Source organism: Microbacterium sp. AC145 (genome assembly GCF_979258505.1).
In genome coordinates this window covers 3,291,114-3,315,791 of sequence record NZ_OZ409859.1, presented here as the reverse complement: position 1 = coordinate 3,315,791, position 24,678 = coordinate 3,291,114, and the positions used below count along the sequence as shown (strand labels likewise).

At 68.8% G+C, this 24,678-nt stretch carries 25 protein-coding genes; 15 read left to right on the top strand and 10 right to left on the bottom strand.

Annotated features, from left to right (window positions below; all coding sequences use genetic code 11):
- Window positions 1-15: 15 nt before the first annotated feature.
- Entirely contained in the window at window positions 16-900 is an 885-nt protein-coding gene (locus tag ACZZZN_RS15965) for a serine hydrolase domain-containing protein (RefSeq protein ID WP_463506115.1), read from the bottom strand.
- A gap of 82 nt (window positions 901-982) precedes the next feature.
- Here ACZZZN_RS15965 and ACZZZN_RS15960 point away from each other — a divergent pair, with 82 nt between their 5' ends.
- The 3 genes from ACZZZN_RS15960 (at window position 983) to ACZZZN_RS15950 (ending at window position 3,767) form a co-directional block, all read left to right on the top strand.
- The gene (locus ACZZZN_RS15960) at window positions 983-1,510 is read left to right on the top strand and encodes an N-acetyltransferase family protein (RefSeq protein WP_463506114.1); all 528 of its coding nucleotides are present in this window, start codon (window positions 983-985) and stop codon (window positions 1,508-1,510) included.
- The gene (gene pnuC / locus ACZZZN_RS15955) at window positions 1,507-2,238 is read left to right on the top strand and encodes a nicotinamide riboside transporter PnuC (protein WP_463506113.1); all 732 of its coding nucleotides are present in this window, start codon (window positions 1,507-1,509) and stop codon (window positions 2,236-2,238) included. The genes ACZZZN_RS15960 and pnuC overlap by 4 nt, the downstream gene beginning before the upstream one ends.
- Before the next feature lie 143 nt (window positions 2,239-2,381).
- Window positions 2,382-3,767 (top strand): LLM class flavin-dependent oxidoreductase, encoded by a 1,386-nt coding sequence (locus ACZZZN_RS15950; protein WP_463506112.1) that lies wholly within the window; start codon window positions 2,382-2,384, stop codon window positions 3,765-3,767.
- Between the two features lie 16 nt (window positions 3,768-3,783).
- Here the strand turns inward: ACZZZN_RS15950 and ACZZZN_RS15945 are convergent, their stop codons facing one another.
- Window positions 3,784-3,963, bottom strand: a complete 180-nt coding sequence (locus ACZZZN_RS15945; protein WP_463506111.1) for a hypothetical protein — start codon at window positions 3,961-3,963, stop codon at window positions 3,784-3,786.
- A gap of 149 nt (window positions 3,964-4,112) precedes the next feature.
- On the opposite strand from ACZZZN_RS15945, the gene ACZZZN_RS15940 reads away from it, so the two are divergent.
- Window positions 4,113-5,153, top strand: a complete 1,041-nt coding sequence (locus ACZZZN_RS15940) for an iron-containing redox enzyme family protein (RefSeq protein ID WP_463506110.1) — start codon at window positions 4,113-4,115, stop codon at window positions 5,151-5,153.
- Window positions 5,154-5,170: 17 nt separating this feature from the next.
- Window positions 5,171-5,356 (top strand): CDGSH iron-sulfur domain-containing protein, encoded by a 186-nt coding sequence (locus ACZZZN_RS15935; protein WP_463506109.1) that lies wholly within the window; start codon window positions 5,171-5,173, stop codon window positions 5,354-5,356.
- Window positions 5,357-5,377: 21 nt separating this feature from the next.
- On the opposite strand, the gene ACZZZN_RS15930 is transcribed toward ACZZZN_RS15935, so the two are convergent.
- The gene (locus tag ACZZZN_RS15930; protein WP_463506108.1) at window positions 5,378-5,917 is read right to left on the bottom strand and encodes a hypothetical protein; all 540 of its coding nucleotides are present in this window, start codon (window positions 5,915-5,917) and stop codon (window positions 5,378-5,380) included.
- Between the two features lie 86 nt (window positions 5,918-6,003).
- Here ACZZZN_RS15930 and ACZZZN_RS15925 point away from each other — a divergent pair, with 86 nt between their 5' ends.
- The 5 genes from ACZZZN_RS15925 (at window position 6,004) to ACZZZN_RS15905 (ending at window position 10,657) form a co-directional block, all read left to right on the top strand.
- Complete coding sequence (locus tag ACZZZN_RS15925) at window positions 6,004-6,681, top strand: response regulator transcription factor (protein ID WP_056311091.1); 678 nt, start codon at window positions 6,004-6,006, stop codon at window positions 6,679-6,681.
- Window positions 6,674-8,005, top strand: coding sequence for a sensor histidine kinase (locus ACZZZN_RS15920; RefSeq protein WP_463506107.1), 1,332 nt, complete (start codon window positions 6,674-6,676; stop codon window positions 8,003-8,005). Before ACZZZN_RS15925 ends, ACZZZN_RS15920 begins: the two co-directional genes overlap by 8 nt.
- 23 nt (window positions 8,006-8,028) lie before the next feature.
- A complete protein-coding gene (locus ACZZZN_RS15915) occupies window positions 8,029-9,312 on the top strand; it encodes a glutaminase (protein ID WP_463506106.1) in 1,284 nt (427 codons plus the stop codon).
- Window positions 9,313-9,514: 202 nt separating this feature from the next.
- Window positions 9,515-10,339 carry a PepSY domain-containing protein gene (locus ACZZZN_RS15910; RefSeq protein ID WP_463506105.1) on the top strand — a complete coding sequence of 275 codons (825 nt, stop codon included), beginning with the start codon at window positions 9,515-9,517 and terminating at the stop codon, window positions 10,337-10,339.
- A 90-nt stretch (window positions 10,340-10,429) separates the two neighbouring features.
- Window positions 10,430-10,657 carry an RNA-binding S4 domain-containing protein gene (locus ACZZZN_RS15905; protein ID WP_463506104.1) on the top strand — a complete coding sequence of 76 codons (228 nt, stop codon included), beginning with the start codon at window positions 10,430-10,432 and terminating at the stop codon, window positions 10,655-10,657.
- A gap of 33 nt (window positions 10,658-10,690) precedes the next feature.
- Here ACZZZN_RS15905 and ACZZZN_RS15900 read toward each other — a convergent pair whose 3' ends face one another.
- Window positions 10,691-11,248: a dihydrofolate reductase family protein gene (locus ACZZZN_RS15900; RefSeq protein ID WP_463506103.1), complete on the bottom strand. Its 558-nt coding sequence runs from the start codon at window positions 11,246-11,248 to the stop codon at window positions 10,691-10,693.
- A gap of 136 nt (window positions 11,249-11,384) precedes the next feature.
- Between ACZZZN_RS15900 and ACZZZN_RS15895 the strand changes: the two genes are divergently transcribed.
- Window positions 11,385-12,281 carry an SDR family oxidoreductase gene (locus tag ACZZZN_RS15895; RefSeq protein ID WP_463506102.1) on the top strand — a complete coding sequence of 299 codons (897 nt, stop codon included), beginning with the start codon at window positions 11,385-11,387 and terminating at the stop codon, window positions 12,279-12,281.
- 101 nt (window positions 12,282-12,382) lie between these two features.
- On the top strand, window positions 12,383-13,168 hold the full coding sequence (locus tag ACZZZN_RS15890; protein ID WP_463506101.1) for a DNA/RNA non-specific endonuclease: 786 nt from the start codon (window positions 12,383-12,385) through the stop codon (window positions 13,166-13,168).
- Here ACZZZN_RS15890 and ACZZZN_RS15885 read toward each other — a convergent pair.
- Complete coding sequence (locus ACZZZN_RS15885) at window positions 13,165-13,575, bottom strand: sigma-70 family RNA polymerase sigma factor family protein (RefSeq protein WP_463506100.1); 411 nt, start codon at window positions 13,573-13,575, stop codon at window positions 13,165-13,167. The two genes, ACZZZN_RS15890 and ACZZZN_RS15885, sit on opposite strands and share 4 nt — an antisense overlap.
- The gene (locus ACZZZN_RS15880; protein ID WP_463506609.1) at window positions 13,572-14,468 is read right to left on the bottom strand and encodes an RNA polymerase sigma-70 factor; all 897 of its coding nucleotides are present in this window, start codon (window positions 14,466-14,468) and stop codon (window positions 13,572-13,574) included. Before ACZZZN_RS15880 ends, ACZZZN_RS15885 begins: the two co-directional genes overlap by 4 nt.
- Before the next feature lie 208 nt (window positions 14,469-14,676).
- Between ACZZZN_RS15880 and ACZZZN_RS15875 the strand changes: the two genes are divergently transcribed.
- Window positions 14,677-15,438 carry an SDR family oxidoreductase gene (locus ACZZZN_RS15875; RefSeq protein WP_463506099.1) on the top strand — a complete coding sequence of 254 codons (762 nt, stop codon included), beginning with the start codon at window positions 14,677-14,679 and terminating at the stop codon, window positions 15,436-15,438.
- Window positions 15,439-15,523: 85 nt separating this feature from the next.
- The gene (locus tag ACZZZN_RS15870) at window positions 15,524-16,279 is read left to right on the top strand and encodes an SDR family oxidoreductase (RefSeq protein ID WP_463506098.1); all 756 of its coding nucleotides are present in this window, start codon (window positions 15,524-15,526) and stop codon (window positions 16,277-16,279) included.
- Between the two features lie 252 nt (window positions 16,280-16,531).
- Here ACZZZN_RS15870 and ACZZZN_RS15865 read toward each other — a convergent pair whose 3' ends face one another.
- The 4 genes from ACZZZN_RS15865 to ACZZZN_RS15850 all read right to left on the bottom strand — a co-directional run bounded on the left by ACZZZN_RS15865 (window position 16,532) and on the right by ACZZZN_RS15850 (window position 21,589).
- Window positions 16,532-17,143 (bottom strand): LPXTG cell wall anchor domain-containing protein, encoded by a 612-nt coding sequence (locus ACZZZN_RS15865; RefSeq protein WP_463506097.1) that lies wholly within the window; start codon window positions 17,141-17,143, stop codon window positions 16,532-16,534.
- 68 nt (window positions 17,144-17,211) lie between these two features.
- A complete protein-coding gene (locus ACZZZN_RS15860) occupies window positions 17,212-18,111 on the bottom strand; it encodes a hypothetical protein (RefSeq protein WP_463506096.1) in 900 nt (299 codons plus the stop codon).
- Between the two features lie 11 nt (window positions 18,112-18,122).
- On the bottom strand, window positions 18,123-18,791 hold the full coding sequence (locus tag ACZZZN_RS15855; RefSeq protein WP_463506095.1) for a SipW-dependent-type signal peptide-containing protein: 669 nt from the start codon (window positions 18,789-18,791) through the stop codon (window positions 18,123-18,125).
- Window positions 18,788-21,589, bottom strand: coding sequence for a right-handed parallel beta-helix repeat-containing protein (locus ACZZZN_RS15850; protein ID WP_463506094.1), 2,802 nt, complete (start codon window positions 21,587-21,589; stop codon window positions 18,788-18,790). The genes ACZZZN_RS15855 and ACZZZN_RS15850 overlap by 4 nt, the downstream gene beginning before the upstream one ends.
- A 493-nt stretch (window positions 21,590-22,082) precedes the next feature.
- Here ACZZZN_RS15850 and ACZZZN_RS15845 point away from each other — a divergent pair, with 493 nt between their 5' ends.
- The gene (locus ACZZZN_RS15845) at window positions 22,083-24,674 is read left to right on the top strand and encodes a helix-turn-helix transcriptional regulator (RefSeq protein WP_463506093.1); all 2,592 of its coding nucleotides are present in this window, start codon (window positions 22,083-22,085) and stop codon (window positions 24,672-24,674) included.
- Window positions 24,675-24,678 lie beyond the last annotated feature (4 nt).

Genomic DNA, 24,678 nt, shown 5'->3' with positions numbered 1-24,678 from the left:
TGGGAGATGCGGCGTCTAGCGCTGCGGTCTCGCGACAGCGTCAGCCGCGATCTCGACCAGCCGCTGATCCCTGCTCTCCTCATGCGCCGTGATCGTGACGACCGCATTCGCAGCGTCATCGACGAAGACGTACTGTCCGTATCGCCCATCCAGACGCCACCCGTCGCGCGGCCCGCGCCAGGCGGCGAGTCCGTATGACGTGTACAGGCCATCAGCTCCCGTGACGACCCACTCGGAACGCATCCGCTCGACCCACCGCTCGCCCACGATGCGTGCGCCCCCGAAGCGCCCTCGATCCCGCAGGACGCAGCCGATTCGAGCCAGCTCCTCGGTGCGCAGTTCGAGTCCGCTCCCGCCCACTATCCATCCGAGCGGACATCTCAACCATTGCGGGTTACGGATGCCGAGCGGCTCGAACAGCCGGGGCATCAGCCACTCGCGCACATCGCCGACGGCCGCGCCGAGCATCCTCATGGCAACGTACGTGCTGGCATCCGAGTACTGGAAGTGCTCGCCCGGACCTCGGCTCGGACGAGCGAGCATCTCCTGGGCGAGGTCAGTCCAGAGCACCTCCTCATCTCCGAACCACTCGAAGTCGATGCCACTCGTCATCGAGAGAAGATGCTCGAGAGTCACCCCCTCGACGCCCGCACCCGACTCACGAACCCCGAGGGCATCGACGGCTCGACTCTCCAAAGACAGGATTCCCTCGTCCACGGCGATCCCCGCGGCGAGCGCGCTCACCCCCTTGGATACCGAGTACAGGTTCACGCGATCATCGCTGCGCCAACGATGCTGGGCTGACTCCTGACCGACGAGTACATGAAGTCCGTAGGCACCCAGCTGCTCCTCGTCGATCGCACGGACGATGAGGTCGCGGACGGTATCAGCGTGAGACATGACGCCAGTCTCCCGCATCCCCCACCCCGGCATCCTGCTACCGTCGTCCAGTGCGCACCCGAGCGCAGATGCAGGAGACCCGATGAGCGACCACCAGATCCGGGATGCCGAGACCGCCGACGTCGAGGCGATCACCGCCATCTACAACGACGCGGTGCTGACCACCACCGCCATCTGGAACGAAGAGGCCGTCACGGTCGATGACCGCGCCGCCTGGCTCGCCGAGCGCACCGAACGCGGCTACCCGGTGCTCGTCGCCGTCGATGCCACCGGGGTACTCGGATACGCGACGTTCGGCGACTGGCGCCCGCACACCGGATACCGCCACACGGTCGAGCACTCGGTCTACGTGCGCGACGGGCAGCGCGGCCGCGGCATCGGCAAGGCGCTCATGATCGAGCTCATCCACCGCGCCCGCACTCTCGGCAAGCACGTGATGGTCGCTGCGATCGAGAGCAGCAACACCGGGTCGATCGTCATGCACAAGCGGCTCGACTTCATGCAGGTCGGACGGATGCCGCAGGTCGGCGCCAAGTTCGACCGCTGGCTCGACCTCACGTTTCTGCAGCTCGTCCTCGACGAGCGCCCGTTCCCCGACGAGACGAAATGAACGCCTTCCTCTGGCTCGTCGACGCCTTCAACTCGCAGTGGGTGCTTCCGGGCGGTCAGGTGCTGCTCGTGCGCGAGGTCGTCGGCAACGCGTTCGGCCTCGCCAGCGCTCTGGGCGGCATGCAGCGCAAGATCTGGGCGTGGCCGGTCGGCATCGTCGGCAACCTGCTGCTGCTCACCGTGTTCCTCGGCACCATCCTCAACCCCGACCACGAACTCCCGCACCTGCTCGGTCAGGCCGGTCGTCAGGTCATGTTCATCATCGTGGCGATCTACGGCTGGGTGCGCTGGCGGCAGGCATCGGCCAACGGCGGACGCGTGACCCCGCGGTGGGCACCGACCAGCGCCCGCATCGGTCTCGTGCTCGTGATGGTCATCGGCACGATCGCCCTCACTCCCCTGTTCCGCGCCCTCGGCTCGTGGGAGCCGGTGTGGGCGGATGCCTGGACCTTCGTCGGATCCCTGCTCGCCACCTACGGCATGGCCAAGGGCTGGACCGAGTTCTGGCTCATCTGGATCGCCGTCGACATCGTCGGCGTGCCGCTGCTGTTCAGCTCGGGCTTCTACGCGACCGGGTTCATGTACGTGTTCTACGGCGTCTTCACCGCAGTGGGCTTCGTGGTCTGGTGCCGCGCGCAGGCGAACGCGAAACCGCAGGTCGAGACGATCATGCCCGACCCTCGAACGATCACCTCCACGGTGAAGACCGTCGACGGCGACCCGGACTGACACTTTCGAATCGCGCACTGTGCAGTCTCGACTCGTTCTGAACTGCACAGTGAGCGATTCGAAAGCACGCGGGCCGGCCGAAATGTGTCGGCACGTGTCACCGAGGCTGGCCGGGCGGGCGATCGACGGGTTTGCTAGTCCCCATGACCCGTCAGATCCGTTTCAACGCCTTCGACATGAACTGCGTCGCCCACCAGTCGTCCGGACTGTGGCGGCATCCTGACGACCGCTCGCGTCAGTACAACACCATCTCGTACTGGACCGACCTCGCGAAGCTGCTCGAGAGCGCGACCTTCGACGGCATCTTCATCGCCGACGTGCTCGGCACCTACGACGTCTACGGCGGCACGAACGAGGCGGCGATCCGCAACGGCGCCCAGGTTCCGGTCAACGACCCGATCCTGTTGGTCAGCGCGATGGCGGCGGTCACCGAGCACCTCGGCTTCGGAATCACCGCCGGCACTGCCTTCGAGCATCCGTACCCGTTCGCACGTCGCCTGAGCACCCTCGACCACCTGACCAACGGACGCGTCGGCTGGAACGTCGTCACCGGTTACCTGCCCAGCGCAGCCCGAAACATGGGGCAGACCGACCAGCTCGCGCACGACGACCGCTACGACCACGCCGACGAGTACGTCGAGGTGCTCTACAAGCTCTGGGAGGGGTCGTGGGAAGACGACGCCGTCGTCGAAGACCGTGAACGCGGCATCTTCACCGACCCGGCGAAGGTGCACCCGATCGGCCACGAGGGCACGCACTTCAGCGTTCCCGGCATCCACATCTCCGAGCCGTCTCCGCAGCGCACCCCGGTGATCTACCAGGCCGGAGCGAGCCCCCGCGGCGTGCGCTTCGCATCGGAGAACGCCGAGGCGATCTTCGTCGCCGCCCCCTCGAAAGAGGTGCTCGCCGGCACCGTGAAGCGCATCCGCGACGCACTCGAAGAGGCCGGCCGCGACCGCTACGACGCGAAGATCTACACGCTGCTCACGGTGATCACCGGGGCGACGAGCGAGGATGCCGCGGCGAAGCACGCCGAATACCTCTCGTATGCGAGCCCCGAGGGCGCACTGACCTTCATGTCGGGATGGATGGGCGTCGACCTCTCGCAGTACGCGGAGGACGAGCCCGTCGGCAACGTCGAGTCGAACGCGATCCAGTCGGTCCTGCAGCACCTGAAGGAGGAGGCCGACCTCGGACGCGAGTGGACCGTCGGCGACTTCGGACGCCACAACGCGATCGGCGGCCTCGGGCCCACCGTCGTCGGCTCGGGCGTCGAGATCGCCGACGAGCTGCAGTCGTGGGTCGAGGAGACCGACATCGACGGCTTCAACCTCGCCTACGCGGTCACCCCCGGCACCTGGCAGGATGTGATCGAGCACGTCATCCCGGTGCTGCGTGAGCGCGGCGTCTACCCCGAGGAGTACGCGCCGGGCACGCTGCGCAACAAGCTGCAGGGCAAGGGCGACCGCGTGCAGGACACGCATCGCGCCGCCCGCTACCGGGTGGGCGCGAAGGCTCCCGTCGCCTGACCGGCGCCCGCGGGCGCTATTCGGCCTTCGAGCCGAACAGCCCGCGCAGCACCAGGAAGACGACGACAGCGACGACGAGCACGATCGCGAGCTTGGCGACGAACCACAGGATCGAGAACAGCGCGCTGACGATCCACCAGGCGATGACCACGGCGAGGATGACGCCGATGATGGTCCAGAGCGAGTTCTTGTTCATGCATCCAGCCTAGGCCGCGGGACCGACGTCGCAGATCCGGATGCCGGGTGGGGCAGCACCCTCCCCCACCCGGCGCGTTCCGTCAAGACCCTTCTCGCACTCGCAGGCCGGGGTGAGAGTGAGAGCATCCGAACTTTGGGAGCTCTTCGATGTCTGCGCCAGCACTCACACCCTCCGCCCTTCGCAGCGTCACCGCGCGTGGCCCGCTCAGCGACGCCGTCATCCGCCGACTGACCGGTGGCGATGTCGACGATCTCGGCTCTCGCGCCGAGTCCGCGCTCGCGGCGAGCGCCGACCTCGTGCGCGACGACGACATCCAGCTCGCGCTCTTCGTGCTCTACGCATCGTCGTACGGCTCGCTGCCCGACCTCGATCCCGCCCTCGAATGGGATCCGGCCGTGATCGCCACGAGGGGAATCCTCGAGCACGCGTTCGAGCAGGCGTTGCGGGCATCCGTGCCGATGCCCGAGCTCCCCGAACCGACGGTGGATGCGGTCGGCCGAGCGCTCTTCGCCCTCGCCGAGGCCGACACGGGGCCGAGCCTGTCGCGCTATGTCGCCAAGAAGGCGACGGACGAGCAGATGCACGAGTTCTTCATGCAGCGCTCGATCTACACGCTGCGAGAGGCCGACCCGCACTCCTGGGCCATCCCTCGCCTCAGCGGCAGGGCGAAGGCGGCGCTCGTCGAGATCCAGTCCGACGAGTACGGCGCCGGACGCCCCGACCGTGTGCACGCGACGATCTTCGCGCGGGCGATGCGCGGCGCCGGCCTCGACGACACCTACGGCGGCTACGTCGACGACGTGCCCGCGATCACTCTCGCTTCGCTCAACTCCATGTCGATGTTCGGTCTCAATCGCCGCCTGGTCGGGGCGATCGTCGGTCATCTCGCAGCATTCGAGATGACCTCGTCGATCCCCAACCGGCTGTACGCCGACGGACTGCGGCGGCTCGGCTTCGCGGAGGACGTCACCGACTACTTCGACGAGCACGTCGAAGCGGATGCCGTGCACGAGCAGATCGCCGCGCGGGATCTCGCCGGCGGGCTGGCCGAGGATCGCCCCGAGCTGCTGGCCGACATCATGTTCGGAGCATCCGCCTGTCTGACGGTCGACGGCTGGGCGGCCGGGCACATGCTCGACTCGTGGATGCGCGGCGAATCGTCGCTGCGGCAGCGGGACGCGCGATGAGCGGGGCAGAGGATGCGGTGACCATCACCGCCTACCCCGACGGCCCGCTGCTCGTGCGAGGCGCAGCGGTGCTCGAGACGGCCGACGGCGAGCCGATCGAGGTGACGCGTCGCACCGTCGCACTCTGCCGCTGCGGCCTCTCGACGATCAAGCCGTTCTGCGACGGCACGCACAAGGCGTCAGGGTTCCGCACCGACGCCTGATCTCAGACCACGCAGGCGAGGTCAGTGACCGACCGCCGGCAGGCACCCGCCGTCCATGATGACGCCGCCGATCTCGACGGTGAGCAGGTCGGCCGAGACCTCGCCGAAGATGCATCCGCCCTCGGGTGCCGCGGCACCGAAGGCGACGGCCCGTTCATCGCCGATCGTCTGGACCGCGGCGATGCCGGCATCGGCGAAGACCTCTTCGACGGCGTCGATCGAGAGGCCTCCGGAGGTGCGCAGCGTCTCGAGCCTGACGCGGACCGACTCGGCCGGCGCCTCGGCTGCGGCCTGACTCTCGGCCGAGAGTTCCACACGGTCTCGATAGCGTTCGTTCTGGGCCATCGCGTTGTCGGGGTCGTACGGCGCGCACTCCGGCGGCAGTTCGACACCTTCGATCTGCGGGCAGGCTGCGGTCGGGGTGGGAGTCGGCGATTCCGACGGTGATGCCCCGAGCGGCGCAGGCCGCGCCGTCGCGCATCCGGCGAGCAGTGCGGTCGTCGCAGCGATGACGAGAAGCAGCCGCGCGCCTCTCGACCTGTCCCCCCGGATTCCGGTCATGACCTCATGCAACCACAGGGGATGCCATGAGCCAACCCTCCCCCCGCTTCAGCGCGGATTCAGCGTGCGCCCGCCACACTGGAGGAATGCGGATCCTGGTGGTTGACGACGAGGTGCGGCTGGCCGACGCCGTGCGCCGGGGCCTCGAGGCCGAGGGCTTCGCGGTCGACGTGGCGAACAACGGCGTCGACGGACTGTGGCGGGCGCGCGAGACCCGCTACGACGCGATCGTGCTCGACCTCATGATGCCCGGCATGAGCGGGTGGAAGGTGTGCGAGGCGCTGCGCGCTGAGGAGAACTGGACCCCCGTTCTGATGCTCACTGCGAAGGACGGCGAGTGGGATCAGGTCGAGGCCCTCGAGACCGGCGCAGACGACTATGTCACCAAGCCGTTCTCCTTCGCGATCCTCGTGGCGCGCATCCGCGCTCTCGTGCGCCGCGGGGCCGTCGCGCGCCCTGCCGTTCTCGAAGCCGGAGACCTGAAGCTCGACCCCTCCTCCCATCACGTGTGGCGGGGCGAGACGCCCGTCACCCTGACCGCCCGCGAGTTCGCCGTGCTCGAGTACCTGATGCGCCACCGAGGCCAGGTGCTCTCGAAGCGCGCGTTGATCGAGGGCGTCTGGGACGACGACTTCGACGGCGATCCGAACATCGTCGAGGTCTACGTGGGCCACCTCCGCCGCAAGCTCGACAAGCCCTTCGGGCGCGAGGCGATCGAGACGATCCGTGGCGCCGGTTACAGATTGGCGGCAGACGGTGGCTAGCCGTCCCTGGAAGTCGGTGCGTGCCCGCACGACCCTCGGCGCGACACTCGTCGTCGCCGTCGCACTGCTCATCGGAGCGTTCTCGTTCTACGGCATCCTGAGCTCCAGCATCCATGCCAGCGCCGAGCGGGCCGCCGAGCAGCGGCTCGACGAGCTCATCGAACGCGTCGACGGGCCCGGCGGCGGCCCCGGCGGCGAGCGCGGCATCGACACTCTCGACGATGAGATCGTGCAGATCATCGGCGAGGAGGGCACCGTGCGGGCCGCCAGTGAAGACGCGCGCGACGAACTGCGAGCGACCGCTCTGCCCGTCTCCGCCGCCCCGCAGACCCTGACGATCGGCGGCGAGCCGATGCTCGTCGTCTCCGACGACCTCGACGACGACCAGACCCTCGTCCTCGCCGTGCCGATCGAAGACGACGAGGAGACACTGTCGACGGTCGCGGTGCTGCTCGCGGTCGCGCTCCCCCTGCTGCTCGTGCTCGTGGCCGTGACCACCTGGCTCGTGGTGGGGCGGGCACTGAAGCCCGTCACCCGCATCCGCGAAGAGGTCGACGGCATCACCGCCGAGCACCTGCATCGACGTGTCGAGGTGCCGCCGTCGTCGGATGAGATCGCGGCGCTCGCGACGACCATGAACCGGATGCTCGATCGCCTCGACTCGTCGGCCACGGCGCAGCGCCGTTTCGTGTCAGACGCATCGCACGAGCTGCGCTCACCGCTGGCGACCATCCGCCAGCACGCCGAGCTCGCGCAGGCGCATCCCGCGACCACCAGCATCGGCGAACTCGCAGAGGTGGTCTCCGACGAGGGGCTGCGTCTGCAGGGGATCGTCGAGTCGCTGCTGCTGCTCGCCCGGCTCGATGAGGGCGGCGGCACGCACCACGAGGCGATCGATCTCGATGACCTCGCCCTGGGTGAGGTGCGGCGGCTGAGGGCGCGTGGGGTCGACATCGACGGCACCGGCATCCGAGCCGCGCGCGTCACCGGCGACCCCCGCCTGCTCGGCCAGCTGCTGCGCAACCTCGCCGACAACGCCGCCCGGCACAGCGCAGGTCGCATGGCGATCAGCGTCATTCCGCAGGACGGCTGGGTGTTCGTGACCGTCGAGGACGACGGTGCCGGCGTGCCGCCGGACGAGCGCGAGCGCATCTTCGAGCGCTTCGTGCGTCTCGACGAGGCACGAAGCCGGGATGCCGGTGGCAGCGGTCTCGGTCTCGCGATCGTGCAGGGCATCGCTGCGGCCAGCGGCGGAACCGTGTCGGTCGACGACTCCCGATGGGGCGGCGCCCGCTTCGTCGTCTCGCTGCCGCTCTCGGACTGAACCCTCATGGGAGCATGGAGCACATGCAGACCCCCATGATCGACTACCTCACCGTGCTGCTCGACTCATGCGGGGAGGATGCCGGCGAGGTCGCCTCGTACATCCCCGAACTCGCGCACGCCGACCCCGACCAGCTGGCCATCGCGGTCGCGACGCTCGACGGCGAGGTCTATGTCGCGGGCGATGCCGACGTGGAGTTCACGATCCAGTCGATCTCGAAGCCGTTCACCTACGCACTCGCAATCGCCGATCAGGGGCTCGCGACCGTGCTCGACCACATCGACGTCGAGCCCTCGGGCGACGCGTTCAACGAGATCTCCCTCGAACCCGAGACCGGCAGACCCCGCAATCCGATGATCAACGCGGGCGCGCTGGCGGCTCACGCACTGGTGCAGGGCGACGATGCGGAGGCGCGCGTCGAGCGCATCCTCGACCTCTACAGCCGTCTCGCCGGCCGCGAACTCTCGATCGCGGAGGACGTGTTCGAGTCCGAGCTCTCGGCCGCCGACCGCAACATGGCACTCGCCTACATGCTGCGCACGGTCGGCACGCTCGACGCCGACCCGGCCGACGTCGTACGCGGGTACACGCGACAGTGCTCGGTGTCGGTCACGGTCCGCGACCTCGCCCGGATGGGATCGGTGCTCGCTGCGGGCGGTCGCACGCCTGACGGAGTCCAGGTGATCGATCCCGCCATCAACCGGCAGGTGCTGAGCGTCATGACCACCTGCGGCATGTACGACTCGGCGGGCGACTGGCTCACCTCGGTCGGCATCCCCGCCAAGAGCGGCGTCGCCGGCGGCCTCATGGGCGTCTTGCCGGGTCAGGTCGGCATCGCCGTGTTCTCGCCACGCCTCGACCCGCACGGCAACAGCACGCGGGGAGTGCGCATGTTCGAGCGCATGAACCACGATCTCGGCCTGCACCTCATGACCTCGACCGAGACCGCACGCTCGGTGTCGCGGAGGGTCGAGCACGACGGCGCCACCGTGCACGAGATCGCGGGCGACCTGCACTTCATGGAGGCGGAGCGCGTGCTGCGGGGCTTCGCCGAGGAGCCCGCGGGCGATGAGCCGGTGATCGTCGACCTCGACCGGGTGCAGCGCGCCAACGACATCGCCAAGCGGATGCTGCTCGAGGGCGTCCGTCGCCTGCATCTCGACGGTCACGACGTGCGGATCGTCGACCCGTGGGGTGTACTCGGCAGCGCCGAGACGGGCTCGGGCGAACTCGTGCACGGCGAGCAGGCGCATGGCGGCTATGTGCCGGCATCCTTCTCCGACGTGGCGAGCGCTGTGCGCGGCTGACCCGGCGACCCTGAGCCGTTTGCAGGACCGACGCACGGATGCAGGAACAGACACGTGTTCTCGTCCTGCATCCGTGCCCGGATCCTGCAGACGGTACGTGGGCACCCGGCCTCCGCGGACACTGACCCGGGCGAGCGTCTTCCTGAAGAGCTCTTCAGGACGCTTCAGGGTGGCTTCAGCACCCCCGCGAGAGCATCGAGACATGAACGACAAGAACCCGACCCCCGACCAGACGCCCGAGAACCTCCCCACGAACTCGACTCCCCCGGCGCCGCCTGCACCCCCCGCACCTCCGGCTCCTGCCGCCGACGCGCAGACCGTGCCGGTCGAGCCGCTTCCCGCCGCCGCGGCGCCGACTGAGGCGACTGCCCCCGCGAAGCGTGGACGCAAGCGCGCCCTGCTCATCGGCGGCGGAATCGCGGCGGCCGTGGTGCTCGTCGGTGGCGGTGTGGCCGTGGGCGCTGCGATCGGCGACGAGTTCGGCGATGACGACGACCGCCCCTCGGCGGTGGACGGACCGCGCGGCGACGAGGATCGCGGCGGCCAGCCCGGCGACGACCGCGACGATGACGGCGGCCAGCAGGGCGCTCCCCAGGGCGGCGGCCCGGTGACCGGCATCGGCACCGACTCGGCCGACGAGCTCGTCGAGATCGCGGATGCCGCTCGCGGAGCCGCTGAGGGCGACGTGACCTCGATCGACGCGAAGCGCGACGGCACGTGGGAGGTGCAGCTGATCGCTGCGAACGGCAGCGAGTCCGAGGTGCGGGTGGATGACGACCTCGCCGCCACCGTCATCTCTACCGAGCAGGACGACGACTCCGCGCCGACGCTGACCCTCGACGAGGCGACCATCCGCTCTCTCGTGGAGGCAGCACTCGCCGAGGCTGACGGCATGATCACCGACCTCGACGTCGACAGCGACGACGTGAGCCCCTATGACGCGTCGGTGCTGACGAGCGACAACCGCTCGATCGACATCGACTTCGGCGCCGACTTCGCCGTGGTCGGCACCGACATCGACGACTGAGCGACCGACACCCCCAGACCGCCGTCGTTCTTCGAGCCGCCGCCCCCACGGGTCGGCGGCTCGACGCGTCTGGCGACTACCATTTCAGTCATGACGCATTCCGACCCGATCGACGACGTCTCCATCGGCGGAGAGATGATCCGCCTCGGCCAGTTCCTGAAGTTCTCGGGACTGCTCGACTCGGGCGGCAACGCCAAGGAGGTCGTGATCGACGGGTTCGTGAAGGTCAACGACGAGGTCGATCGACGTCGTGGGCGCCAGCTGCACGACGGCGACCTGGTCACCTTCGAGGGCCGCACCGTTCGCGTCCGCCCCTGACCGCGGTCTTCAGCACAGCCGTCGCCGCAGTCGTCACCGCTTCGTCGCGTAGCGGAGGAACATCACCCCGCTGCGGAACCGCCTGTCGTCGAGCAGCTCGAGGTCGACGTGCACGCCGTCGGGGAAGAACGGCTTGCCGCCTCCGACGATCCCCGGGCCGATGAACAGCCCGAACTCGTCGACGAGTCCGGCGCGGATCGCCGCCTCCGCCAGGGTGGGCCCGTCGACCGTGAGATCGGCGTCGGATTCGGCCTTCCAGCGCTCGATGGTCGCAGGATCGAAACTGCGCTCGAGACGTGTGCGCTCACTCGACACCTCGGCGAGCGTCGTCGAGAACACGACCTTGTCGGCCGCCTGCCAGACCCGCGCGTAGTCGATCCCGACCTGCGGCTGATCCGGTTCGAGGTGCGCGGTCTCCCAATAGACCATCGTCTCGTACATGCGCCGGCCGTAGAGATACGTGCCGACGTCGGCGAACTGCCGGTTGATGAAGTCGTGCAGCTCATCGTCGAGCGCCCAGTCGAAGCCTCCGTCGGGCCCGCTGACATAGCCGTCGAGCGACGTGATCATGGAGTAGATGAGTCGGCCCATGCGGCGAGGCTACTCCCGGCATCCGCTCGGGTCGACCCCTAGCGACCCCGCCCACGCGGCGCAAGGCGCTGGTCGAGATCGCCACGTCGACGCACGCTGGAGCCACACCCCCACGCAGCGACCGAGAGGAACCCCCATGTCTCGTGACCAGTACACCTTCGTGAACCCCGCCGAGCTCTACTCCGACATCGAGCCCGAGAAGCAGCACATGCCCGAGCCGGGGCTCGACGCGGATCTCGCGCCGAAGGCCGACCTCGGTGAGGACACCTACCGCGGCACCGGCCGCCTGACCGGTCGCAAGGCGCTCATCACCGGCGGCGACTCCGGCATCGGAGCGGCCACCGCCATCGCGTTCGCCCGCGAGGGAGCGGACGTCGCGCTGTCGTACCTCCCGGAGGAGGAAGAGGATGCGGCGCGCATCGCCGGCATCCTGCGCGAAGCGGGCGCGACCGTCGCTCAGATCCCGGGCGACCTGCGGGATGCCGAGTACTGCCGCACGCTCGTAGCGGAGGCGGTCGGCGCGCTGGGCGGCCTCGACATCCTCGTCAACAACGGCGGCAAGCAGGTCTATCAGGAGTCGCTCACCGAGATCACCGACGAGCAGTTCGACGACACCTTCAAGACCAACGTCTACGCGATGTTCTGGATCACGAAGGCGGCGCTTCCGCACCTTCCGGCCGGTTCCACGATCATCAACACGACGTCGATCCAGGCGTACTCCCCGTCGGACATCCTGGTCGACTACGCGTCGACGAAGGCGACGATCAACGCGTTCACGAAGGGGCTCGCGCAGCAGCTGGCCCCGAAGGGCATCCGGGTGAACGCCGTGGCACCGGGCCCGATCTGGACGCCTCTGCAGCCCAGCGACGGACAGCCGCAGGAGAAGCTCCCGGAGTTCGGGGAGGACACCCCTCTCGGCCGCATGGGCCAGCCCGCCGAGCTCGCCTCCGCCTACGTGTTCCTCGCCTCGGCGGAGTCGAGCTACGTCGCCGGCGAGACGCTCAACGTCAACGGCGGCATGCCGACCCCGTGAGCCGCTGAGTGCGAACGCCCCCTCCCGAGACGATCGGGAGGGGCGTTCCTGCGCGCGGCAACCCCCTCGTCGATGTCGGCGACCCAAGGCAATATGTCGGTATGGCAGACGGATACGACCTCGATTTCCTTCCGACGCGCGTTCCCCTGCCTCAGCCGACGCCGGATGCGACCGAGCTGACCTACCCGCGCTTCACGGTGCTGCTCGACACCGACCGCCGGCTGGCCGCTGTGACCGGTGTGAACATCGACGGAGCGCTGCTGCGCGAGGTGCCGCGCAGCGGCGAGTGGCGTCTCGACCCTCGAGTCGACGACGAACTGCAGACCGGCCCAGACGTCTATGCACGCAACGATCTCGACCGCGGACACCTGGTGCGCAGGCGCGACCCCGGGTGGGGCGATGTCGAGGAGGCCCGCGCGGCGACCGAGGCCACGTTCTTCTATCCGAATGCGGCTCCGCAGGCGGCCGGTTTCAACCAGTCGAAGGAGCTCTGGCTGGGTCTCGAAGACCACGTGATCGAGTACGCCGAGACCACCGATCAGCACCTCTCGGTCTTCACCGCGCCCGTGCTCGCGGACGACGACCCCGCGTATCGCGGCATCCGCATCCCCCTCCGGTTCTGGAAGGTGGCGGCATGGCAGGGGCCCGACGGCCTGGCATCCGCCGGTTTCATCCTCGACCAGACCGAGCTCGTCGAGACCGCCGACGGCCTCTTCGCCGTGCCGCCTCTGGGTGCCTTCCGCACGTTCCAGGTGCCGGTCAGCGACATCGCGGGGATCACCGGTGTCGACTTCGGGGCACTCGTCGACGCCGATGTGCTGCGCCGAGGCAGCATCCGATCGACCGAGTGGATTCCGCTGGCCTCCTCTGACGACATCGCGCTCTAGCCAGCGGAACCCCGATTCCAGTGCCTCAGCTTGTCGGGATTGCACACGACCCAGACGTTCGACAGCAGACTCGAACGGCTCTCTGCGGTGATCGCCGCGACGACCGCACCGTCTCGCATGAGCACGACGCCCAGAACGCCGTTGATCGACGCCGTCGTCCCCGAGGTCTCAGCCGTCGCCAGCGCGACCAGCCCGGCGGATGCTGCAGCGCGCCCCTCGACGGGGGTCGAGGACTCCGGCATCAGACCACCGCTGTCGACGACCAGAACGACGTCGAACCGGAGCATGGCGCGGATGCCGGCCTGGTCGCCGACCGTCAGCGCGATCGCCAGGTCTTCCATGATCGTCCCGTCTGCAGCTCCACGACGTCTCCGGCGCACCCACGCCGGGTACTGCCTGCGTGTCATGCGCCGACCGCGGTGACGTGTCCGAGCTTCTGCGGGCTCATCACCCAGAGCAGCTGCTCGATGCCGTCGCCGGACGTCGTGACGGTCACCATCGTCGTGACCTCGCCGTCCTCGGTGAGCGTCGCCGCCGGTTGACCGTTGACCTCGACCCAGTCGATGGTCTTGCCCGTCCAGAAGTGATGCGCGAACGCCGCGACGAACTTCGCCACCCTCCCCCGTCCGATCACCGGGATCCTCGCGGCGAGCTTCACGCCGTTGCCGTCGGTGTAGCTGACCACGTCATCGGCGAACAGCTTCTCGAGCTCCTGCGCGTCGCCCCTCTGGGCCGCGGTGAGGAACGCCTCGAGCAGGCGCCGCTGGTGCGAGGGTTCGACCTCGGTCTGCTTGGCCGAGGTCAGATGAGCGCGGGCGCGGCTGACCAGCTGCCGCGCACTGACCACACTCGACGAGATGATCTCGGCGATGCGTGGATACGGATAGTCGAAGGCCTCGCGCAGGATGTACGCCGCGCGCTCGGTGGGCGTGAGCTTCTCGAGGGTCAGGAGGATCGCGAACTGCAGCGCCTCCGCACGCTCGGCGCCGAGGGCGGGGTCGTCGTCGGTGTTCACCGGTTCGGGCAGCCACGGGCCGATGTAGGTCTCCCGCTTCGCATGGGCGGACTGCAGCACATTGATCGACAGCCTGGTGGTGACGGTCGACAGGAAGGCGGCAGGCTCCTTCACCTGCATCCGGTCGGTGTTCTGCCAGCGGATCCACGTCTCCTGCACGATGTCCTCCGCGTCGGCCACCGTGCCGAGCATCCGGTAGGCGATGCCGAACAGCCGCCGCCGCTGCGCGGCGAAGATCTGCACCGCGGTGTCGAGGTCGCCGTGCCGCCCGCCGTCTTCCGTCATCGCCGTCACATGCTCACTCTCCACTGCCTGCCGCATCACCGCATCACCTCCGAGCACGACGGCGCGACTTCTGCACCCGTCATCAGTGATGACCGACGGGGCGACGCATCTGTGACGAACGAGGCGCATCCCGTCACATCCGACGCGCCTCACCGGTCAGAACAGGTAGGCGCGGACCCCGCGTCATCCCATCGATCACAGGAGCGACATGAGAATCACGGTCATCGGCGGAACCGGACTGATCGGCACCAGGGTCGTGCGCAGCCTGCGCGATTCAGGCCACGACATCGTCGTCGCCTCGCGTGCGACCGGGGTGAACTCCTTCACCGGAGAAGGACTGGACGACGCACTCTCGGGGGCGGAGGTCGTCGTCGACGTGTCGAACTCGTCGTACACCGACGAGGCTGCGGCCCAGGAGTTCTTCTACACCTCGACCATGAACCTGCTCAGTTACGGCGAGGCGGCGGGCGTCGCCCATCACGTGGCGCTCTCCGTGGTCGGCACCGATCGCCTCGCGCGGGCCCAAGGCGGGTATTTCATCGCCAAGGAGCAGCAGGAGCGCCTGATCGCGGCATCCGGTCGTCCGTACTCCCTCGTTCACGCGACGCAGTTCTTCGAGTTCATCCGCAACATCACCGATCACGCCCTGCGGGAAGGTGCCGCGCACGTCGCCGATGTGCTCGTGCAGCCCATGGCTGCCGACGACGTCGCGACCGCCGTGTCGCAGTCGGCACTCGCCGAGCCCCGCTCCGGGATGATCGAATTCGGCGGGCCCGAGGTGTTCAGCCTCGCGGAGCTCGCCGCCCTCGATCTGCGGGCGCGTCAGGACGAGCGTGAGGTGGTCGCGGATGCTCTGGGCACCTACTTCGGCGCGCATCTCGCCGCGCGCGACCTGCTCCCCGAGGCAACGGCGACGATCGCGCCGACGAGGTACCACGACTGGCGCGTGCGGACACCCGCCGTCGTGTGAGATGCCACCGCGTCACATCCGCGGCCGCTGCGCGGTCATACCTGACAGACGCCACCCCGGTGTCACCTCTACGAAAGGCTTGGACATGGCAAAGATCGTCGTCATCGGAGGCACCGGCCTCATCGGCTCGAAGGTCGTCGCGAAGCTGACCGAGCACGGCCACGACGCCGTCGCCGCGTCACCGAACACCGGTGTCAACTCCCTGACCGGCGAAGGGCTGGCTGACGTGCTGGTCGGCGCGGATGTCGTCGTGGACGTCTCGAACTCGCCGTCGTTCGCTCCGGACGACGTGCTCGAGTTCTTCACGACGTCGACGCGCAATCTGCTCGCCGCCGAGGCCACGGCCGGCGTGAGGCACCACGTCGCTCTCACCATCGTCGGCACGAACCGCCCGCAGAACATCGCGTACTTCGCGGCGAAGGTCGCTCAGGAGAAGCTCATCCGTGACTCCGGCGTCGCCTACTCCCTCGTGCACGCCACGCAGTTCTTCGAGTTCGTCGGCAGCATCGCCGACATCTCGACCGAGGGCGACACCGTCACGCTGCCGGGAGCACTCATCCAGCCGATCGCCGCAGAGGACGTCGCCACCGCCGTGGCCCGCGCCGCGGCCGGTGAGCCGACCGGCGACATCGAGATCGCGGGTCCTGAGGCCTTCGGCATGGACGAGTTCGCACGCCGGGCGCTCACGTTCCGTGGCGATGCCCGCACGGTCGTCCGCGATGACAGTGCCCCGTACTACGGCGCGCAGATCGAGGAACGCACGCTCATCCCGATCGAGGGCGCCCACATCTTCGGCACGACGCTCGAGGAGTGGCTGCCGCTGAACCCGCCGCGCCGGTGACCCTCCAGTGTGCGGGGGGCGCCCACGAGGCGCATCCCGCACACTGGAGGAGAACGCCGCCACACGCTCAGGGGAGAGAACGTCGACCATCGGGGAGAAGAGCGACACGGTGACGGCGTCCAAGCGGATCCGCATGTGTTCGAAAGGGAGGTTCGAACAGGTCAACCTTCTCCCACCAGGCCAATCCTCACGAACGTTGCCAGGAACATTGCGAGGGCCGATCGCCGACATTGCGTGCGACAGGGCCCTGGTTCAGTAGCCGACGATGGCGGACTCCGCGTGCGACACCGCGCTGTAGAACCCCGCGCAGTCCCCGCAGACTCGGAGTTCGCCGAATCCCAGCAGGGTCAGGTCCATCGAGGGTTCATCCCGCCCGACCGTGCGCGCGCAGTCGTCGCACGTCCGCCGCGTTCGTGCGAGCAGGAACAGCCCCAGCAGCAACAGCAGGGCACCGGCCGCAGCGAACAGGACGAGAGCGGCCTCGCCGGTCGCCGCGACACCGACGAACGACGCCTCGGCGGTCGCAGACGAGCGCCCCGCCCCGTCGAGGTGGGTGGCCGCGCCATCCCCGGTGTCGGTCGAGGCGGCCTGCCTGGCCTGCGCTCGTTCATCGGATGCCGTCGGCCGCGCGGCGTCCGCCGCTCCCCCTGCCGTCGCGAGGGCAGCGCGTTCCGCGACGCGCGGCAGAGCGGGGAGCGCGCCGGCCGCCGCGAGCACGCCGGTGAATCCGATCACCAACACGAGAACCAGGATCCAGGCGATGACCGACGCCCTGCGGGTGCGGCGACGTGCATCCACCGCCGCCCAGTGCGCACTTACGGATACGTCGAACGGCGCGGGGGACATGACGTGTGAGGCGTGCATCACGGCTCCTTGGCGATGAGGTGGACCGAGATTCAGGTCGACGGGGTTCGGATGTGGTGGCGTGCGCCCTACCTCGAGGCGTGATCGCCGGGCGTGACTGCGGGGTTCGCGTTCGTGACACGGGGGTCGATGCGGATCACGAGCGCCGGTTCCCCGCTGGCGTCCGGGTGCACCGTCCCGCTCCACGACGAGTCATCACGAGCGAGAGTGCCGCTCTCGCCGGCTCCCTCCGCCCAGGCGACATGGTCATAGATCCCGATGGCGTCGAGCGATGCCGGGTAGGCGACGGCCGCCTCCCAGATGTCGAAGTCGCGGTTCTCGCTGTCGTCGACTGCCAGACCTCGGGCGCTCGCCTCCGAGACGTAGAGTCCGTCGGCTCGGTGGTTCCAGGTGATCGCGGCGCACCAGGTCTGGGTGATCTCGAGTCCTGCCGGATTCGTCGCCGGCTGCTGCAGAATCCGATCCGAAGTGTCGAACAGGTGCACGTTCGCGGCAGGTTCACCCTCTGCGGCGAGGAGCGGCGCCGGAATCGCCGAGCAGTCGTCGCCGAGACCCGCCGGATAGATGCGCACGGTCGAGTCGGCCAGCAGGGTTCCCGCGGCGGCGACCCCGGAGGTCAACTCGCCGGAGCGACCGTCCGGCCACACCTGCGGCCCGAGCGTGATGTCGTAGTCGAGGCCGGCGATGCCCAGAGCCGCACCCGACACCTCGAAGCGCCAGATGACGGGATCCGTCCGCAGCCCACCCTCATCGAGAGCCTTCGCGATCTCGGTGCCGGGCAGGAGGATCTCGACGGGCTCGCCCGCGGCAGACGGCATCCGCTCTGCGCCGGCACTCGCCGCGAAGGCCACCGCCCCCGTGCGCATCTCGGAGATCACGACGGCGTCGTTCGTGGTCCACAGTGCGTTCGCCGCCGATACGGCGCCGAAGGTCAGGACGCCCGCCGCCGCGGCGGTGACTGAGAGCATCGTCCGCCGCCTCATGCTGCGGCCACGCTCTCGCGCACCTGGTCGAGGCGCACGATCAGGTCGCCCGCGGCCCAGATCCCGCCGGCATCACGCAGGTCAGCGCCGGTTCCGTCCCCGAGCCCGGTCCAGGTGTAGTCGCCGCGCACTTGCACGGTCACGACGACCGTCCACCGGTCCCGCTCACCCGCCGTCGATCCCGCAAGACCGGGCACCGCGAGGGGATTCCCGTCCGGCGAGCCGGTGGCGACGACGACGCCCTCGGCATCCTCCACCCGCAGCGACATCGCGATGTCGCCTGCCGAGTGCTGCGCCTGAACGGCTGCGGTCGAGGCGAATCCGACGCTCAGTGCGCCCGACAGGTTCTCACCGCGCAGGTAGGTCTCGATCGGCTGGGTGATCTCGATCACGTCACCGGGCATGGTGAAGAAGTCTGTGGGCGTCTCGGCGAGGTCGCCCGACCGCGGCTCGGTCACCCCGGGCGTGATCTGCCTCCACGACGCCGGCTGGGTCGTCATCGACAGGTCGCCCGAACGCCACAGTGCACCCGAGAACGTGTCCTCCGACGACCACAGCGCATACGTGCCCGCGCCGATGGCCGCCACGGTCAACGCCGCCACCGCCAGGACACTGACGACGACCGGAGAACGCCTCGGGCGCACGCGAGCATACGTGCCGCTCATCGGCCCCATCCGTCCGCGGTGCCGTTCGAGACGATCGCGCCGCACGCGGCGACCTTGCGGCTCTCACCGACGGCGAGCTGCGAGATGGCCCCGATCTCGCCCTGCGCGCCGAGGCGAAGGTCCGAATCCGTGACGAGGATGTCGCGCAGGGTCGTCGTCCAGTCGTCGGCCGATCGGTTCGTGACCGTGTACACGAAGCACACGGCCTGGCCGTCGACCAGACGCGAACCCCTGAGGGCCGGCGTTCCTGTCTGCTCGATGGTCGAGGGCGTCGAGGCGTCGGCCACCGCGACGTATGCCCGCTTGTCAATCTCGATCGCGGGATCGGTCGAGAACAGGAATGCGTTCACCGAGGGAACCACGAGGCCGTCGTAGTTCGTGTCGCCCGATGCGGCGGTCGCCGAGATCGTGGACTTCGTGTTCGCTCTGACGTCGCCGGCGGGCGCGGTCACGACGATCGACTCCGTCGACCTGGCTCCCGCAGCGATCACGGGAGAATCGGTCGACAGCGTGATCCCATGCTGGATTCCTGCCGCGTCGACCTCGGACGAGAAGACCAGATCCGATGTCAGGACCGGGGCACCGGCGCGGAGCATCATCGCGTACGGCTTGCCCTTCTCGTCACCGGTGACGATGGTGAAGCGCGACGCCGTCGCCTGCAGCGGATTGTCGAAGGTCACGGCGGCATCGGTCGAGGTCGCGGCGCTCGTGTTCGTGAGGCCCGAGGTGGATGTGAGGGCACCGACCCCGATGCTCGCTGCGACCATCGCCGAGTCGTCGACCCTCGCCACCACGTCGAACTGCAGTCCGGCCCTTCCGGCGACCGGGGTCACGGAGACCACCCGGGGCGCGATCCGTGCGGGATCCGACGTGCTCGGCGTCGCCGTGGCCGTCAGCGTGACGTCATCGACGGTGACCGTCGACGGGTCCAGAGGCAGCGACGATGTCAGCGTCCAGTGCAGGTCGCGGCTCATGGTGGGGTCATTCTGTCCCGCGGCCTGCTCGAGCGTGACCGTCGGACGGCAGTTGCCGGACACCGGCACCGTTCGGCTGAATTGCGACGACGTGATCTGCGGCGTGGTCTCGACGTGCGTCTGCACGCGGATGAATCCCGTCACGTCGCCGGTGGTGGCGTTGACCGCCTGTGCAGAGGTGGGCATGGTCGGTCCCGGGAGCGCCTGGGCGCCCACCGGCAGCGAGAAGGCGATGGATGCCGTGGCATCCGTCACACCGGTCACACGGCCGAGGTAGATCTCGGCGGTGCGGTCGGCCGTCCAGTAGACGTCGAGCGCGACCGGCCCCGCCGGCAACGGCTTCACGGTGGGTCGCTGCACCGCCACCTCCGCCGAGCACGTTCCGCCGGAGTATCCGGGCCGGGGCGTCGCGACCAGGGCCGAGCTCGATGGAGCCGACACCACGGTGGCGTTCGCTGCGGGATACCAGGTCGAGGACGCCTGGTTCGAGTCGGCCCCGCTGTTGTCGACCAGCAGCGCACCTCCGTCACCGGTCTCTTCACCGGTCGCGGGGCGGCCCTGCGAGCCCGACCGCGTGCCGAACGTGTTGCCCGAGATGGTGGTCAGGCCGCTGCGCGACAGGCGGATGCTCGACTCGTATCCGTCGAAGTGGTTGTCGGTGATGCTGAGTCCGCTCGGAGTGGTGCCGCTGCGTGTCAGCCCGTCCCAGCGGATCGCCATGGTCTGCCCCGACGTCGCACGGACGAAGGTGTTGCGCGAAATGCGGTTCTCTCCGCTGAGTGTGCCCGGGGGCAGTGTGATGAACGCGTACTCGTCTCCCGTGCCGTCGCCGACGGAGTTGAGGAACTGGTTTCCCGAGATGTTCAGGTTCGACAGCGTGACGCCCGACGAGTTGTTGTTCAAGAACTTGAACGCGGTCGCCCCGTTGAGGTTGTTGACGATCGAGTCCGTGAACGAGAAGCCGTCGAGCACGACGCCCGGCCCGCGTGGCGAGAACGTGGTCAGGTTGGTTCGGCATCCCGACCCATCGGAGCCGCTGCAGGTTCCGCCGGTCGTGTAGTTGACCGTGACCCGCTCGACCGTGATGTTCTTCATCGGCGTCGAGGTCGTGGCATTGAACAGGAACAGCCCGGAGGTCTGCTGGCCCTCATGGTAGAAACCCTGCAGCGCGTAGTCGCGCACCGCGATGTCACTCGCACCCTGGCGATACACGACGAAACGCTCGGGGTAGTAGTTCTCCCTGGTGACGGTGGAGCCGCCGGCCACCGTGACTCGTTTCGCGCGCTCCCCCATGACCAGCGAGGTGCCGCTGGAGAGGATGTTGCTGAAGTTCTTCAACGACACGTCCGGCCCGTCGATCTCGAAGGCGGCGCCTTCGACGGACTCGGAGGTGGGGATGATGGAGATCCGATTGTCGAGGTCGACGGACACCGGCGCGGTGATCCGGTAGAAGGCGCCGTCGTCCCACGTCGACACGGCACTGGTCTGCATCCAGTTGGCTGCGGTTCGGCTCATGACAGGACGGATGACACCGCTGAGTCCCGCCTTCACCCGGATGACGACGGCTCCGGGCGCGGCGTTCAGCGCGTTGGATTCTTCGAGGGCCGCACGCAGCGTGCATGCTCCGTCGACGGTGCGGCACACGCCGTCGCCTGGCGCCTGATCGATGCCCGAGAACGCGAGGGTCGTGATCTCGAACTCATGGCTCGGCGCCGAGACCGCGGGAGTGGCGACCGCCACGCCTCCCGCTATCAGGCCGACGCAGACCGTGACGGCCGAGGCCCACCGCAGGCGTCGCGCCGTTCGGCGCCGCCGGCGCAGCATCGAACGACTTTCTGCTCGCGGATTCGCGCTCACTGTCTTGGTCCTCCAGGTGGTGGGTGGGCACGACGAGACGTCGCGATCGATTCGGGGGGGAGGTGGATGCCGCGGGCCGAGGGGCACAGCGCAGGCGATCATCATAAGAATGCGGCCGCTGGCCCACCCGCACCCGTGCTTCCCCCTCGCCTCAGCAGTCCCCCACTCCGATCTCAGTGGTCGGCGCGTGCTCATGCGTAGGCGAAGCGGCCGGCCGTGAGGAATCAGCCGCGCCGATGCTCAGTACCGCAGCCGTAATACTGCATGGCGTCGTCGATCCGGCGTCTCGCCGGGTGGGGGTACGCAAGCCGGGCCCCCGCTCCGCGTAGCGCGACCGATTGCGCCGTCGACGCGGGCGGTCGTGCGAGAGGCTCACCTGTCGGGACCGCCGAGTCGGACCCGCAGGACTGCACCTATCCGTCCCTGACCCTGGAGAGTACTTTTTGCATAAGAGCAGCGCGTGAGAAAGCGGGATCTCATGGTCGTCGGTCGCGAAGAGAGTCTCGCCTCCGCGGTGGATCTCATTCGCGCGGGTGTCAGCATCGACGTCGTCGGCAGCCGTGGATCGGGGCGCAGCGCATTCCTCAAGGAACTGCGCGCCCGCGTCGAAGAGGACGAGTGGACGGTGATCGCCGTGCGCGGGATCGCCTCGCTGCGACAGCATCCACTGGCGGCTCTCCATCTGGCTGGAATCGGAGCTCCGGGCACCCAGCGCCCCGGTGCCAATCTGCACGAGACGGCCGAGTCGCTGCGCCAGGCCCTGCGTCCGCAGCGATCCGTGCTGTTCCTCGACGACTGGGACGACCTCGACGAGTCGTCCTGGGGTGTCGCCGAGTCGGTCCGGCGTGAGTACGGCGTGCCGATCGTCCTCTCCCGCCTGCAGGGGCTTCGCGCCAGGCACACCCCGAGCGGGCTTCCCGCCTCGACCCTCGAGCCCTCGTACGTGATCGACATGACGCCCTTGCGATTCGAGGAGATGGAGACCGCGCTCGAGGGCTATCTGTCGGGTCCGATCGAGGCGACGACGATGAGCCGGGTGTTCGCGAAGTCGGGTGGCAACATCGGACTCGCTCTGAGCCTGGTCGACGCGACCGTGCGTGAACAGCGGCTCGTGATGCGCTCGGGCGAGTGGACCGCGACACGTGACCTGTGGAGCTCGGGTCTGCGCGCCGTGCTCGAGGCGCACCTCGAGAGCCTCGACGATGCGACCCGCGATGCGCTCGAGATCATCGCGATCGTCGGAGTCGCCGACATCGACACCGCGAGTCAGCTCGTGGACTGGGGAACCCTCGAGCTGCTGGAGGAGCGGAGGATGATCACCTTCATCCCCAGCGGCGACCGGCAGCTCGTCGCCGTGATGCCTCCGCTGCTGGTCGAGTTCTTCCGGCACGAGCCTCTCACCGCCCGTCGCACCCGCCTGACCGGACAGATCGTGCGGCAGCTGAGCACGCCGGAGTCGGTGTGGTCTGTGCTCACCGAACCGCAGTCCTCACCGCACACGTCGGGCGCGAGGGACGCGCTGTTCGTGCGGCTGCTGCAGGAGCGGGCCCGCGCCCGTCGCCTGGTCACCGCGGCCGAGTGGGAGGCGAATCCGTCGGCGTCGAGCGCCGTGCGGTACATCCGCGCCCTCATGCACACCCACACCCCGAAGGTCCGCGATGTGATCACCGAGGTGCTGTCGTCGCCGGGGGCGGTCTCGGGCGACAGTGCGAGCAGGGCTGACTTCTTCGCGCTGCGGGCCGAGTGGACCGCCTATGTCGACAACGACAGCGCCCGGGCCATCAGTCAACTGCACGACGACGCCCTGACCGTCGGCGACCACGCCGCGATGTTGGGAGCGGTCGAGGTGCAGCTCCTCGCGAACGTCGGCACCGTGCCGGACGACTTCAGCTCCCGCCTCGAGGTCGCCGACGATCTTCCGACGACCGTCAAGGCGGTGCTGCTCGAAACGCAGATGAGCGTGCTCGTGAGTCTGGGTCGCTTCACCGACGCGAAGCGGGTTTTCACACTGATCGAGGCTCTCGAGGGCGAGGAGCAGCGTCACACTCCACGAGTGCTGCTCGGACTGGCACTGTTCGGTACCGGTGATGCGAGTGCCGCGCTGGAGGTGCTGCAACGCGGGTTCGACGAGGCACACGGGTACCTCGACATCGACGGAGTCCGGGCGTTCGGCACCGCTGCCGCGTTGTGTCACCTGGCGTCGGGCGATCATGCGGCGGTGGACGAGCTGCTCGAGGTCATCTTCTCGGCGGGCGAGCCGTCGCCCCTGCCGCCGGGCATGCAGCTGTCGCTGCTCGCCATCGCCGCGGTCGTGGCCATTCGCCGTGGGCAGCTGACTGCCGGTGAGCGTCTCGCCGCCGACATCGAACAGCTCGGCGCCATCGACGGCCCCCTGCCAGGGCAGAGCAACGCGTGGCCCCGGGTGCAGCTTCTCGCCTTCGACGGCAAGGTGCAGCAGGCGGCGGAGGTGCTGGCCCGCTCGGGCGATGCCCTCTGGCAGCGCGGCGCCCGCTTCGCCGGGCTGATGGCCGAGCTCTCGGCAGTCGAGATCGACCCGACACCGGAACGCCTCGGTGTCGCTCTCGCACATGCGAAGGAAATGCCGGATGCTGGGGGCCTCACGGCCCACGCCGCGTTCGTCAGCGCCCTGGTGGCACGGGATCCGCAATCGATGCTCGCGACGGTGGGCGAGCTGGAGGGCCGGGGTCTGACCGGCACCGCACTGTCGGCGTGCAGATTCGCTCGCACGTGGTTCGCCGAGGCGGGAGACGATTCGGCCCAGCGCGAGGCCCTCGACCGCGAGGAGCAGTTGCGCGCTCGTCACCCCGGGCGCAACTTCGACCTGGCTCGGTTCGGCGCGGTCGCCGTCACCCTCACCGAGCGCGAGAAAGAGGTGGGGCGCCTGGCCGCGAGCGGCCTGTCGAACGCCGAGATCGCCACGCGCCTGGTGCTGAGCGTGCGCACGGTCGAGAGCCACATGCATCGCATCATGCGCAAACTCGACGTCTCGAACCGTCGCGGGCTCCGACGTCACGCCGAGGCGCTCACCTGAGTAC